We start from the raw sequence: 13,148 nt of genomic DNA, 5'->3' as shown, positions 1-13,148 counted from the left end.
CGGCGCACCCGGCGGGCGCTGACTCAGCTCTTGATGTCGCCGATCTTCGGCGCCTGCTCGTACTGGTAGTTCGCGGGGCCGAAGTTGGCCTTCACGGCCTTCTCCCACGAACCGTCGGCGACCATGTCCTCCAGGGCCTTGTTGATCTTGGCCTTGAGGTCGCTGCCCTTCTTGACGCCGATGCCGTAGTTCTCGTTGGTCATCTTGAAGCCGCCCAGCTTGAACTTGCCCTTGAACTGGGCCTGGGAGGCGTAACCGGCGAGGATCGAGTCGTCCGTCGTCAGCGCGTCGATCGCCTTGTTCTGCAGGCCGGTCAGGCAGGCCGAGTAGGTCGGGTACTGCTGCAGGTTGGCTTTGGGCGCCAGCTTTTCCTTGACGTTCTGCGCCGAGGTGGAGCCGGTCACCGAGCAGAGCCGCTTGTTGTTCAGATCGGCCGGCGACTTGATCGAGCTGTCGTCGGCGCGGAGCAGCACGTCCTGGTGGGCCAGCAGGTAGGGGCCCGCGAAGTCGACCTTCTTCTCGCGCTCCGGGGTGATCGAGTAGGTGGCGGCGATGAACTCGACGTCACCGCGCTGGAGCATGGTCTCGCGGTCGGCGCTCTTCGACTCCTTCCACTCGATCTGGTCCTCGTTGTAACCGAGCTTCTTGGCGATGTACTTGGCCACGTCCACGTCGAAGCCGGAGTAGCCCTGCGGCGTCTTCTGGCCCAGGCCCGGCTGATCGAACTTGATGCCGACGGCGATCTTCTTGCTGCCGCCGCCGCCCGACGAGCCGCTGTCCTTCTTGTCGGAACCGCACGCCGTCGCCGAGACGGCGAGGGCGAGCACGACGGCCGAGGCGGCGGTGACCTTGCGGAGCTTCATGGTGGATTTCCTTTGCTCAAAGAGGAGTCGAGGCCCGTTGCGGGGCGGGTGACGGCTGCGTCGAGTGACCGGGCCGGGGCGACCGGGGGCGGTCGCCGGCCGGCGAGGGTGGCCGAGGCCGTCAGTGGTGCAGGATCTTCGACAGGAAGTCCTTGGCCCGGTCGCTGCGCGGGTTGCTGAAGAACTGGTCGGGCGCAGCCTGTTCGACGATCCGGCCGTCGGCCATGAAGACCACCCGGTTCGCAGCCGATCGGGCGAACCCCATCTCGTGGGTGACGACGATCATCGTCATGCCGTCCCGGGCGAGTTGCTGCATGACCTCCAGCACCTCGTTGATCATCTCCGGGTCCAGCGCGGAGGTCGGCTCGTCGAAGAGCATGACCTTCGGGTCCATGGCCAGCGCCCGCGCGATGGCCACGCGCTGCTGCTGGCCGCCGGAGAGCTGCGCGGGGTACTTGTCCGCCTGCGCGCCCACGCCGACCCGGTCGAGCAGGGCCCGCGCCCGTTCCTCGGCCTTCTTCTTGTCCGTGCGGCGGACCTTCGTCTGCCCCAGGGTGACGTTCTCGAGCACGGTCTTGTGCGCGAAGAGATTGAAGGACTGGAAGACCATGCCGACGTCGGCGCGCAGCCGGGCCAGCTCCTTGCCCTCGTGGGGCAGCGGCCTGCCGTCGATCGTGATCGTGCCCGAGTCGATGGTCTCCAGGCGGTTGATGGTGCGGCACAGAGTGGACTTCCCGGACCCGGAGGGCCCGATGACCACGACGACCTCGCCGCGGGAGATCGTCAGCTCGATGTCCTGGAGCACGTGCAACGCGCCGAAGTGCTTGTTGACGCTCTTCAGGACGACCAGATCGCCGGTCGCGGCCACGTCTTGCTTGGCCACCGATACTTCGGTCATCGCTTTCAGGCTCCGTCCTCCTCGGTTTCGGTGGACAGTAGCCAGCCGCGCCACCTGCGTCATTACATCTGAGGGAGATCTGAGCATCACGATCCGGTAGCGGCCGGACACGGGTCGTAGCAGGGTCGCGTGCGGCGCGTACCGGCTGGGTAACGACAGGTGGCGCGCAACAAGAAGCCTCTTGACGCCGTCCTCGTCCATCGGCGTGACTGCCATGGTGCACGCGCGCGTGTGCACGAGTTCTACACGGGACGACGATACGACGGATGAACCGGGGGAGGCCGGGATGAGACTGCTCCTCGTCGAGGACGACAACCATGTCGCAGCCGCACTGTCCGCGGTGCTGGCCCGGCACGGTTTCGACGTCACGCACGCCCGCAGCGGCGAGGAGGCCCTACAGGCCCTCGTCCCGGGCGGTGACGGCTTCGGCGTGGTCCTGCTCGACCTGGGCCTGCCCGACCAGGACGGCTACGAGGTCTGCGGCAAGATCCGCAAGCGCACCAGCACTCCGGTCATCATGGTCACCGCCCGCTCCGACGTCCGCTCCCGCATCCACGGCCTCAACCTCGGCGCCGACGACTACGTGGTGAAGCCCTACGACACCGGGGAACTGCTCGCCCGGATCCATGCCGTCAGCCGCCGCACCGCCCACGAGGACACCGGTACCGCAGGCGAGAGCGCGCTGCGCCTCGGCTCCGTGTACATCGAACTGCCCACCCGCCAGGTCAGCGTGGACGGCACGGTCGTCCAGCTCACCCGCAAGGAGTTCGACCTGCTGGCCCTGCTCGCCCAGCGCCCCGGAGTGGTCTTCCGCCGGGAGCAGATCATCAGCGAGGTGTGGCGCACCAGTTGGGAGGGCACCGGACGCACCCTGGAGGTGCACGTCGCCTCCCTGCGCTCCAAGCTGCGCATGCCCGCCCTGATCGAGACCGTCCGCGGCGTCGGCTACCGCCTCGTCGCCCCGGCCACGTAGCGGGGACGGGTGCGCACACGTCTGCTGCCGCTGCTCATCGTCCTGATGGCGGCGGTGCTGCTGGCCCTCGGCTTCCCGCTCGCCGTCAGCCTGGCCGCGGGCCAGCAGCAGAAGGTGGTCGTCGACCGGATCGACGACACGGCACGCTTCGCCGCGCTCGCCCAGTTCGTCACCGACCGGCCCACCGGCTCCCGCCGGACCGTCCCCGACGAGCGCCTGGAGACCCTCAGCCGCGAACTCGCGAGCTACTACGGGGTCTACGGCATCCGGGCCGGCGTCTTCTACCGCTCCGGCACACCCATGGCGGGTGCCCCGGCCAGCTGGTCCCTGCCGCGCGCGGGCGAGGTCCGCGAGGCCTTCGGCGAGGCTCTGCTGAGCCGGCGCAGCCACGACCCGGAGCAGGTCTGGCCCTGGCAGCGGCACCGGCTCGTCGTCGCCTCGCCCGTCATCCGGGACGGCGACGTCGTCGCGGTCGTCGTCACCGACTCGCCCACCGGGCAGATGCGGGCGCGGACGCTGCACGGCTGGCTGTTGCTCGGCGCGGGGGAGACCGTCGCCATGCTGGTCGCCGTGGGCGCCGCCCTGCGGCTGACCGGTTGGGTGCTGCGCCCGGTGCGGATCCTGGACGCCACCACCCACGACATCGCCACCGGGCGCCTGAAGTCCCGGGTCGCGGTGGCGAGCGGACCACCGGAACTCAGAAGGCTGGCACGGTCGTTCAACGAGATGGCGGACAACGTCGAGGACGTGCTCGAGCAGCAGCGCGCCTTCGTGGCCGACGCCTCGCACCAGCTGCGCAACCCGCTCTCGGCGCTGCTGCTGCGTATCGAGCTGCTCGCCCTGGAACTGCCCCAGGGCAACGAGGAGATCGCCTCGGTCCGCACCGAGGGCATACGCCTCGCGCAGGTCCTGGACGACCTGCTGGACCTGGCGCTGGCCGAGCACGCCGAGGCGGACCTGCAGCTCATCGACATCGGCGAGCTGACCGAGGAGCGGGTGGCGGCCTGGGGGCCCGCCGCCGAGGCCAAGGGGGTACGGCTGGTGGGCCGGTGCCCGGCCACCACGGCCTGGGCCGACCCGGTGGCGCTGTCGTCCGCGCTGGACGCGGTGATCGACAACGCGGTGAAGTTCACGCCGGAGGGCGAGAGCGTCGACGTGACGGTCTCCGGAAGCGGCGACACCTCGACGGTCGTGGTCGCCGACCACGGCCCCGGCCTCACCGACGAGGAACTGGCCCGTATCGGCGACCGCTTCTGGCGCAGCGGCCGCCACCAGAACATCAAGGGTTCCGGTCTCGGCCTGTCCATCTCCCGGGCGCTCCTCGCCGCCGGAGGCGGCTCGATCGCGTATGCCCACCACCGCCCCGACGAGCCGCGCGGGCTGCGGGTGACGGTGACGGTGCCGAGGTCGGACGCGCGGCCTTCGTAGCGGCAGCGGCGCGCGGTCCGGCGTGCAGGAAGGCGCGTGAGCCTATGGTTTGACGGACCGGTAGTAGCGCCGGGCGCCCTCGTGCAGGACCAGCGGATCGGTGTAGATCGCGGTGCGCAGGTCGACCAGCTGGGCGGAGTGGACATGGGCGCCGATGCGGTCCCGGCTGTCGATGACGGTCCGGGTGACCCACTCGGTCAGTCTCGGATCCACGTCCTTGCGGGTCATCAGCACGTTGGACACGGCGATCGTCGGAACCGGCGAGCCGTTCTGGACGGACGGGTACGCCGACTCCGGCATGTTGGTGGCGCGGTAGTAGCGCGTGGCACCGCCCTGGGCGTGCAGCTTGGCCACCAGGTCGTCGTCGATCGGTATGAACCGGAACGCGAACTTCGAGGCGAGCTGCTTGAGTCCGTCCGTCGGCAGTCCGCCCGACCAGAAGAACGCGTCGATGGCGCCCTGCCGCAGCCGGCCGGGCCCGGTGTCGATGCCGTCGGCCGCGGACCGTATGCCCGTGTGCGGGTCGATGCCGGCCGCCTTGAGCACCCGCTCGGCTATCAGCCGCACGCCCGACTTCGGGGGCCCGACCGCCACCCGCTTGCCCCGCAGGTCCGCGACCGAGTTGATCCTCGAGTCGCGCGCGACGACGAGCTGCAGGTAGTCGTCGTAGAGGCGGGCGACCCCGCGCAGCCGGCCGGCGCCAGAGCCGTGGTTCAGCTCGTACGTCTCCACCGCGTCGGCCGCCGCGATCGTGAAGTCGGACTTGCCGGTCGCCACCCGCGTCACGTTCTCCTGCGAGCCGTCGCTGGTCATCAACCGGACCTCGAGATTCGGCATGTCCTTGGCGAACGCGGTGCGCAGCCGCTCGCCGTACTCCTGGTAGACGCCGCGCAGGCCCCCGGTGCTGAAGGTGATCGTCCCGCTCGGCGGCCGGTCGCCCAGCGGCAGCAGCCACCACAGCAGCAGTCCGAGGACCACGGCGGAGACGGCCGCGCCCTGCAGACCACGACGCCTGCCGATCGGGGGAAACACCTTGGACATGCGCGCGATCCTGCCAGCAGGACGGCCTGCTGACCAGGGCTGCCTCGGCTCCCCGGCCGCCTTCCCGGCCGGGGACGGCGGCTACAGTCGCCGCATGAGTTCTTCGCCCGCCGACCTCGTCCGTGAGTTCCACCGTGCCTTCGGGCTCGACGTCCGCGGCACACCGGCGCGGGTGTCAGCGGAGCTCGGCGCGCACCGCGGGGAGCTGCTCGCGGAGGAGGCGGCGGAGGTCGCCGAGGTCTCGGTCGACGGCCCGCTCGACCGGCTGGCGCACGAGCTGGCGGACGTGGTGTACGTGGCGTACGGCACCGCCCTGGTCCACGGCATCGACCTGGACGAGGTGATCGCCGAGATCCACCGTTCCAACATGACCAAGCTCGGCCCGGACGGCGAGGTCAGCCGCCGCGCCGACGGCAAGGTGCTCAAGGGAGACCACTACCAGGCGCCCGACGTGTCGGCCGTACTCCGCCGGCAGGGCTGGAACCCGGCCGACGCCTGACGTACCCACCCGCCGGGCCTCGGTCGTGAAGGCCCGGCCGCGGCTACCGGAGCTCAGGGCACCTGGCTCGTCAGCTTCCGCGCCGGAGCGGCGGGCCGCCGGGGCCCCGGCGGTCGCGCGCACCGCACGGCCAGCACGAGCGCGAGACCGCACAGCGTGACCGCGTCCTTGAACGCCCTGCGCGTCGACGCGTCCAGGTGGGGGAACGCGACATCCGGCACCTGCGGGACGAGCGCGCCCCAGAACCACGGCGACCGCGTCACCGAGCCCGCTTCCAGCGCGCCGGCGACCAGCAGCGGTACCACGACGACCAGATAGTGCTCGTAGGACGGCCGGGACACCAGGTAGGACGCGAGCATGAGCATGGCGGCGGTCTCCACGAGCCGCGCCGGACCCGGGTCGGCGCGGCGCCAGCGCCGCCAGGCGCACACCAGGCCGGCCGCCGCCGCGGCCAGCGCCACCACCTGGGCCAGGAGCGGCGGCACCCCGAGCCGCGGCAGCACCGCGGGCAGGGAGCAGTCGAACGGCCGCATGAGCGTGTCCCCGCCCCTGAGGAGGAAGGGCAGCGTGCGGGTGAAGAACCCGCTCGGGTCCGGCATGATCAGTGCCGTCCCCACCGACATGGCCAGCGGCAGCGCCACCATCCAGGCCAGGGCGCGCCACTGCCGGGCCAGGAGCAGCAGCACGACCACCGGCAGGAGGAGCGGCTTCACCGCCACGGACACTCCGAGGACCACCCCGGCCGCGTCCCAGCGCCCGCGCTCCCCCAGCAGCAGTGCCAACGGCAGCGCGAGCGCGCTCACTACGGTCCAGTTCCCGAGGTTCATCAGGTGACCGACCGGTGCCCAGCACAGCACCAGCCCGAGCAGGCCCAGCACTGCGAACCGGCTGTGCCCCGGCACCCGGAACAGGCGCAGGGCACACCACCAGCCGGCCGCGACCATGCCCACGCACACCACGGGCGCGGCGACCCGCAGCACCGGCGCCGGCAGCATCGCCTGACCGGCGGCGAACAGCACGGAGCTCGGCAGATAGAGGAAGCGCCGGTCGGCGTACGGGGCGCCGCCCTGCAGCCAGACCTGCCCGGCGTGGACGACGAACGCGTTGTCCATGCCGCCCTGGGCGTCGACCACCGCCACCCGAGCTGCGCGAGCCACCAGGACGACGGCGAGGAGGGTGACCGCGACCGGACCGGGCGGATGCAGGAGCCAGGAGCGCAGCGCGGCGGCCAGGGGCACTTCCGGAGCGGCCGTCCTGAGGGCGTCACGAGGCTGCATCACACGCACCTGTCCGAGAGGGTTGCCGTGAGCGTAACGGCGTTGCCGCACGGCTGCCGTGCGGTCCGCCGCCGTATGGGTGACGGACGGGGTTGCGCGGGGTGTCCCCTTTTTCCGGAGCGGTCGTTCCCAGGAGGGACGCGACCACCGTCGTGCCGCGCCCGCAGGGCCGAGAGGCATGCGTCCGTGATTCCGCCGTCCGGGGGTACTCCGGCGAGCGCCTACCCTTATGGCATGAGCAGCATCGACCGGAGCCGAGAAGCGGGCGTCCCTCGCAGCTATGAGATCCGCACCTACGGGTGCCAGATGAACGTCCACGATTCCGAGCGTTTGGCCGGGCTGCTCGAAGACGCCGGGTACGTGCGGGCGCCCGAGGGGGCGGACGGTGACGCGGACGTCGTCGTCTTCAACACCTGCGCCGTCCGGGAGAACGCCGACAACCGGCTCTACGGCAACCTCGGCCACCTCGCGCCGAAGAAGGCGAAGCGGCCCGGGATGCAGATCGCGGTCGGCGGCTGCCTGGCGCAGAAGGACCGGGACACCATCGTGAAGAAGGCGCCCTGGGTGGACGTCGTCTTCGGCACCCACAACATCGGCAAGCTGCCGGTCCTGCTCGAGCGCGCCCGCGTCCAGGAGGAGGCGCAGGTCGAGATCGCCGAGTCCCTGGAGGCGTTCCCCTCCACGCTGCCGACGCGGCGCGAGAGCGCGTACGCGGCCTGGGTGTCCATCTCCGTGGGCTGCAACAACACCTGCACCTTCTGCATCGTCCCGGCGCTGCGCGGCAAGGAGAAGGACCGCCGCCCCGGCGACATCCTCGCCGAGGTCGAGGCCCTGGTGGGCGAGGGCGTCTCGGAGATCACGCTGCTCGGCCAGAACGTCAACGCCTACGGCTCCGACATCGGCGACCGCGAGGCGTTCAGCAAGCTGCTGCGCGCCTGCGGGAACATCGAGGGCCTCGAGCGCGTGCGGTTCACCTCCCCGCACCCGCGCGACTTCACCGACGACGTGATCGCCGCGATGGCCGAGACGCCGAACGTCATGCCGCAACTCCACATGCCGCTGCAGTCCGGCTCGGACTCGGTCCTGAAGGCGATGCGCCGCTCCTACCGCCAGGAGCGCTACCTCGGGATCATCGAGAAGGTGCGCGCCGCCATCCCGCACGCCGCGATCACCACCGACGTCATCGTGGGCTTCCCCGGCGAGACCGAGGAGGACTTCGAGCAGACGCTGCACGTGGTGCGCGAGGCGCGGTTCGCGCAGGCGTTCACCTTCCAGTACTCCAAGCGGCCCGGCACCCCGGCCGCCGAGATGGAGAACCAGATCCCCAAGGAGGTCGTGCAGGCGCGTTACGAGCGGCTGGTCGCCCTCCAGGAGGAGATCTCCTGGGAGGAGAACAAGAAGCAGGTCGGCCGCACGCTCGAACTGATGGTCGCGGAGGGTGAGGGCCGCAAGGACGGCGCCACCCACCGCCTGTCCGGCCGCGCCCCCGACAACCGCCTGGTCCACTTCACCAAGCCGGAGCAGGACGTGCGCCCGGGCGACGTGGTCACGGTCGAGGTCACCTACGCCGCGCCGCACCACCTGCTCGCCGAGGGACCGGTGCTCGACGTGCGCCGCACCCGCGCGGGTGACGCCTGGGAGAAGCGCAACGCCGCCGAGGCGGCCAAGCCGGCCGGCGTCATGCTGGGCCTGCCGAAGATCGGCGCCCCGGAGCCGCTGCCGGTGGCGGCGGGCAGCGGCTGCGGCTGCGACTGACCCACTCCACTCCCGCCCGGAGCTCCCGCTCCGGGCGAGCCGGCCGGGGTCTCGACGTCCGCCGGCTCGGTCGGCGTCGGCGAGGTGGGGGATCGGCGTACGCGTTACCCTGCCGATCATGCTTGTCGCCGCCGCAGTCTGTCCCTGTCCGCCCCTGCTCGTGCCCGCCGTCGCCGCGGGGGCCGCGCCCGAGCTGGACGCCGTGCGCGCCGCGTGCACGGACGCGCTGGGCGTCCTCGCCGCCGCCCGGCCGGACCGGCTCGTGGTGGTGGGACCCGCCGAGGAGTCCGGGCGCGGCCCGCACCCGGAGGGCGCCCGGGGTTCCTTCCGCGGCTTCGGAGTGGACCTGGACGTACGGCTCGGCCGGGACACCGGCACGGGTGCGTCCGAGCGCGAGCTGCCGCCCTCGCTCGCCGTCGCGGCGTGGCTGCTGGAGCGGGTCGACTGGTCCGACGCCCCGATCGAGGCGCTGGGCGTGGGCGAGCCGCTGGCGCCCGAGCGGTGCGTCGCCGCGGGACGGGACATCGCCGTGCGGTCCGACCGTGTGGCGATGCTGGTGATGGGTGACGCGAGCGCCTGCCGGTCGCTCAAGGCGCCCGGGTACCTCGACGAGCGCGCCGAGCCCTTCGACGCGGAGGCCGCCCGTGCGCTCGGCGCGGTGGACGTGGCGGCGCTGACGGCCTTCGACGCCGAGCTGGCGTACGAGCTGAAGGCGGCCGGCCGGGCCCCGTGGCAGGTGCTCGCGGGCGCGGCCGGGGACGCCGGGCTCACCGGCGCCCTGCTGTACGAGGGCGCGCCCTACGGCGTGGGCTATCTCGTCGTCACCTGGTCCTGAACAGGCGCCGCCCGGCTGGTCCTGGGAGACGCCACCTGGACGGCTGCGCTCCTCGCGGGGGACGGCGCGGCGGACGGCCGGGAGGTCTGTGTCCCCTGCCGTCCGCCGGTGTGCCGCCGCCGGGTTCTTCCGGACGGGACGCCGTTCAGGAAGTGGGCGGTGGCCCCTCCGGAGGCGTCTGCGGCGGTGTCGGCGGCGTCTGGGCGGTGCCGCCGCCCGGTGCGGCGCTCGTGCCCGTGTCCGGCGTCCGCTCGGCCGGGTGGGCGAGACGCTCGACGGCCTCCTTGGCCTTGCCCGTGCCCGCGTGGATCTTCTCGCTGTACTTGCCCTTGGTCTTCTCGTCGACCACCTTCGCGGCCTTGTCCAGGCGGTCCTCGATCGAGCCCCCGTGCCGCTGGGCCAGGTCCGACACCTTGTCCTTGGCCGGACCGAGTTTGGCCTTCATGTTGTCCAGCAGACCCATGGTTCACCTTCCCTGACGGGAGTTACGTGCGGGCGCCCTCGCCGGCCTCGTGTTCGACCACCTCGTCGGTGGACTGCTGCTTGGGGATCTCCACGCCGTCGGCGGCGACCCTGCCGACGCCCTCGGCGCCGCCGTCCTCCGCCTTCGGGGCCTTCGTGGCGCCGCTCCCGACACCACCGTCCGCTCCCGCGGACCCCTTCGCCGCTACCGCCCCGTCCACCTCGGAGCCGTCCGCCTCGGAGCCCGCCGTCCCGGCGCCGTCCGCCTCGGAGCCGACCGCCATCGAACCGCTCGTCGCCGCGTCGCCCGGCTCCTCGGTGACCGATCCCTCCTCAGTAGCCTTCGACCTCCGAAAAAGTCGCGCAAAAACGCCCATATCAACTCCATACGTTACTCGTGCGGGCGAAAACCCGCGTAGCCCGGTGGGTCCGTTCGCGGTGCCCCGACCACCTCCCGCCGGAATCCGGCCGCGGGAACCTCGCAACGGGCAACGACACCCGGCGCGCGCCGTCACGTAACTCGTTCGAGATGCCCGTGGGGCGTTTGCGAGACTGGTGCGGTGAGCAGCGCACCCCCCGCCCCCCGCGTCATCGCCGTCGTCGGCCCCACCGCGGCCGGAAAATCCGATCTCGGCGTCCATCTGGCCCAGCGCCTCGGCGGAGAGATCGTCAACGCCGACTCCATGCAGCTCTACCGAGGGATGGACATCGGCACCGCGAAGCTGACGCCCGAGGAGCGCGGCGGCGTGCCGCACCACCTGCTGGACGTCTGGGACGTGACGGTCACGGCCTCCGTCGCCGAGTACCAGCGGCTCGCGAGGGAGCGCATCGACGCCCTGCTCGCCGAGGGACGCTGGCCGATCCTGGTCGGCGGCTCCGGCCTCTACGTCCGCGGGGCCGTGGACAACCTGGAGTTCCCCGGCACCGACCCCGCGGTTCGGGCCCGCCTGGAGGAGGAGCTCGCGCTGCGCGGCTCAGGGGCGCTGCACGCCCGCCTGGCGGCCGCCGACCCCGAGGCCGCGCGGGCGATCCTGCCCAGCAACGGCCGCCGTATCGTCCGGGCGCTGGAAGTGATCGAGATCACCGGCCGGCCGTTCACGGCGAACCTCCCGGGCCACGACTCCGTCTACGACACCGTGCAGATCGGCGTCGACGTGGCGCGGCCCGAGCTCGACGAGCGCATCGCGCGCCGGGTCGACCGCATGTGGGAGGCGGGTCTCGTGGACGAGGTGCGCGGGCTGGAGGCGCAGGGCCTGCGGGAGGGGCGTACGGCCTCCCGTGCGCTCGGCTACCAGCAGGTGCTCGCGGCGCTCGCCGGGGAGTGCACGCTCGAGGAGGCGCGCGCGGAGACCGTACGTGCCACCAAGCGCTTCGCGCGCCGCCAGGACTCCTGGTTCCGGCGCGACCCGCGCGTGCACTGGCTGAGCGGGGCCGCCGCGGACCTCGCGGAACTTCCGCACCTCGCCCTGGCGTTGGTCGAACGACCGGTTACAGCCTGATCACGTGATGGCATCGGGACGCCCAGGCCGTCATCGGGGCCTCCGGGACCGTGCCATCATCAAGCTTCGATCGACCAAGTGGAGTCCTAGTTGGGAGGGCGCGTGGCGATGGAGGCCGGCCCTCGCGACACCGCACAAGGCACCGAGCGCATCACCGTGGAGCGCCTCGGCGCCGAACCGGTCGAGGACTCGCTGAGCCCCGACGGGCCCGATGACACGCAGGGCGGCGTGACCGCGGACGGCCCGGAGCCCGAGGAGATGTTCGCCGGGCCCGAGGTGGAGGTCGAGCTGCGCCCGCAGCGACGCCTGCGCATCTGGCAGCTCGCCCCGATCGTGGGACTGGCCGCCGTCGGCTCGCTGATGTTCGCCTTCCCGCTGGCCTTCGACGGCGACAGCGGCGCGATGATCGCCATGCTGGGGCTGCTGATCTGCTCCTGCGCGGCCGGCTGGGGCATGATGGCCGCCCGTCGCGTGGGGTACACCTGGCCCGGCCTGCCGCCGCGCGGTGCCGGCCGGCGGCCCGACTGGCGGCTGATCGGCGCCTACGCGCTCCTCGTCGCCGTGATCGTCGTCCTCGCCGTCTGGCGGGTCGCCCGGCTGCGCTAGCCCGCCGCCTCCAGGGTGTCCGCCCGCACGGGCGGCCCGGCCACAGTGGGCGTGGCCGCCGGACTGTCGTACCCACCCCGTACGATCGAGGCATGAGCACCCGCATCGCCTTCCTCAAGGGTCACGGCACGGAGAACGACTTCGTGATCGTTCCCGACCCGGAGAACGCCGTCGACCTGTCCCCGGCCGCGGTCGCCGCCCTGTGCGACCGGCGCGCGGGCATCGGCGGTGACGGTGTGCTGCACGTCGTCCGCTCGGCCGCGCACCCGGAGGCCCGGCGGATGGCGGCCGAGGCCGAGTGGTTCATGGACTACCGCAACGGCGACGGCTCGATCGCCGAGATGTGCGGCAACGGCGTACGGGTGTTCGCCCGCTACCTCCAGCACGCCGGGCACGCGTCCGAGGGCGACCTCGCGATCGCCACGCGCGCGGGCGTGAAGACGGTGCACGTCGCCAAGGACGGTGACGTCACGGTCGGCATGGGCAGGGCACGGCTCCCCGAGGGGGACGTCACGGTGAGTGTCGGACGGCACAGCTGGCCGGCACGGAACGTGAACATGGGCAATCCGCATGCGGTCGCCTTCGTCGATGACCTCGCGGACGCCGGTGACCTGCTCTCCCCGCCCCCGTTCAGCCCGGCCGCCGCCTACCCGGACGGCGTGAACGTCGAGTTCGTGGCCGACCGCGGCCCTCGCCACGTGGCGATGCGCGTGCACGAGCGCGGCGCCGGTGAGACTCGCTCGTGCGGCACGGGCGCCTGCGCCGTCGCCGTTGCGGCCGCCCGGCGCGACGGCGCCGACCCGGCCGTCACCGGCTCCCCGGCGACCTACACGGTGGACGTGCCCGGCGGGACGCTGGTGATCACCGAGCGGCCGGACGGCGAGGTCGAGATGACCGGTCCCGCGGTGATCGTCGCCGAGGGCGAGATCGACGCGGAGTGGCTGGAAACAGCGGCCGGCTGAGCAGGCCCGGACCGCGACCTCCAGTGGCGGTGAGCGGGGCCCGGGACAGG

Annotated in this window: 14 protein-coding genes; 8 read left to right on the top strand and 6 right to left on the bottom strand. The window is 72.2% G+C overall.

The window, feature by feature from the left end; all coding sequences use genetic code 11:
- Window positions 1–23: 23 nt before the first annotated feature.
- Together BZY54_RS18745 and BZY54_RS18740 are read right to left on the bottom strand one after the other, a co-directional pair.
- Window positions 24–863 (bottom strand): glutamate ABC transporter substrate-binding protein, encoded by an 840-nt coding sequence (locus BZY54_RS18745; protein WP_086726340.1) that lies wholly within the window; start codon window positions 861–863, stop codon window positions 24–26.
- A gap of 121 nt (window positions 864–984) precedes the next feature.
- Entirely contained in the window at window positions 985–1,761 is a 777-nt protein-coding gene (locus tag BZY54_RS18740) for an amino acid ABC transporter ATP-binding protein (protein WP_086726339.1), read from the bottom strand.
- 286 nt (window positions 1,762–2,047) lie between these two features.
- On the opposite strand from BZY54_RS18740, the gene BZY54_RS18735 reads away from it, so the two are divergent.
- The gene (locus BZY54_RS18735) at window positions 2,048–2,734 is read left to right on the top strand and encodes a response regulator transcription factor (protein ID WP_086726338.1); all 687 of its coding nucleotides are present in this window, start codon (window positions 2,048–2,050) and stop codon (window positions 2,732–2,734) included.
- Between the two features lie 9 nt (window positions 2,735–2,743).
- Window positions 2,744–4,162, top strand: coding sequence for a sensor histidine kinase (locus BZY54_RS18730; protein WP_086726337.1), 1,419 nt, complete (start codon window positions 2,744–2,746; stop codon window positions 4,160–4,162).
- A gap of 42 nt (window positions 4,163–4,204) precedes the next feature.
- Here BZY54_RS18730 and BZY54_RS18725 read toward each other — a convergent pair whose 3' ends face one another.
- The gene (locus tag BZY54_RS18725) at window positions 4,205–5,203 is read right to left on the bottom strand and encodes a TAXI family TRAP transporter solute-binding subunit (RefSeq protein WP_086726336.1); all 999 of its coding nucleotides are present in this window, start codon (window positions 5,201–5,203) and stop codon (window positions 4,205–4,207) included.
- Between the two features lie 94 nt (window positions 5,204–5,297).
- On the opposite strand from BZY54_RS18725, the gene BZY54_RS18720 reads away from it, so the two are divergent.
- Window positions 5,298–5,702, top strand: coding sequence for a pyrophosphohydrolase domain-containing protein (locus BZY54_RS18720; RefSeq protein WP_086726341.1), 405 nt, complete (start codon window positions 5,298–5,300; stop codon window positions 5,700–5,702).
- Window positions 5,703–5,755: 53 nt separating this feature from the next.
- Here BZY54_RS18720 and BZY54_RS18715 read toward each other — a convergent pair whose 3' ends face one another.
- Window positions 5,756–6,979 carry a glycosyltransferase family 87 protein gene (locus tag BZY54_RS18715; protein ID WP_086726335.1) on the bottom strand — a complete coding sequence of 408 codons (1,224 nt, stop codon included), beginning with the start codon at window positions 6,977–6,979 and terminating at the stop codon, window positions 5,756–5,758.
- 234 nt (window positions 6,980–7,213) lie between these two features.
- On the opposite strand from BZY54_RS18715, the gene miaB reads away from it, so the two are divergent.
- Complete coding sequence (miaB, locus tag BZY54_RS18710) at window positions 7,214–8,734, top strand: tRNA (N6-isopentenyl adenosine(37)-C2)-methylthiotransferase MiaB (RefSeq protein WP_086726334.1); 1,521 nt, start codon at window positions 7,214–7,216, stop codon at window positions 8,732–8,734.
- A gap of 118 nt (window positions 8,735–8,852) precedes the next feature.
- The gene (locus BZY54_RS18705) at window positions 8,853–9,569 is read left to right on the top strand and encodes a class III extradiol dioxygenase subunit B-like domain-containing protein (protein WP_086726333.1); all 717 of its coding nucleotides are present in this window, start codon (window positions 8,853–8,855) and stop codon (window positions 9,567–9,569) included.
- A 145-nt stretch (window positions 9,570–9,714) separates the two neighbouring features.
- Here the strand turns inward: BZY54_RS18705 and BZY54_RS18700 are convergent, their stop codons facing one another.
- Together BZY54_RS18700 and BZY54_RS18695 are read right to left on the bottom strand one after the other, a co-directional pair.
- Window positions 9,715–10,032, bottom strand: coding sequence for an antitoxin (locus BZY54_RS18700; protein WP_086726332.1), 318 nt, complete (start codon window positions 10,030–10,032; stop codon window positions 9,715–9,717).
- A gap of 22 nt (window positions 10,033–10,054) precedes the next feature.
- Complete coding sequence (locus BZY54_RS18695; RefSeq protein ID WP_341868693.1) at window positions 10,055–10,315, bottom strand: hypothetical protein; 261 nt, start codon at window positions 10,313–10,315, stop codon at window positions 10,055–10,057.
- Window positions 10,316–10,591: 276 nt separating this feature from the next.
- Between BZY54_RS18695 and miaA the strand changes: the two genes are divergently transcribed.
- From miaA to dapF, 3 genes are all read left to right on the top strand, one after another.
- Complete coding sequence (miaA, locus tag BZY54_RS18690) at window positions 10,592–11,530, top strand: tRNA (adenosine(37)-N6)-dimethylallyltransferase MiaA (RefSeq protein WP_086726330.1); 939 nt, start codon at window positions 10,592–10,594, stop codon at window positions 11,528–11,530.
- A 108-nt stretch (window positions 11,531–11,638) separates the two neighbouring features.
- Window positions 11,639–12,136 (top strand): hypothetical protein, encoded by a 498-nt coding sequence (locus tag BZY54_RS18685; RefSeq protein ID WP_086726329.1) that lies wholly within the window; start codon window positions 11,639–11,641, stop codon window positions 12,134–12,136.
- 92 nt (window positions 12,137–12,228) lie between these two features.
- The gene (gene dapF / locus BZY54_RS18680) at window positions 12,229–13,098 is read left to right on the top strand and encodes a diaminopimelate epimerase (RefSeq protein WP_086726328.1); all 870 of its coding nucleotides are present in this window, start codon (window positions 12,229–12,231) and stop codon (window positions 13,096–13,098) included.
- The last annotated feature ends 50 nt before the right edge of the window (window positions 13,099–13,148 follow it).

Source organism: Streptomyces carpinensis, assembly GCF_002154505.1.
Taxonomy (GTDB): Bacteria; Actinomycetota; Actinomycetes; order Streptomycetales; family Streptomycetaceae; genus Streptomyces; species Streptomyces carpinensis.
This window is presented reverse-complemented; position numbering and strand designations above follow the sequence as displayed.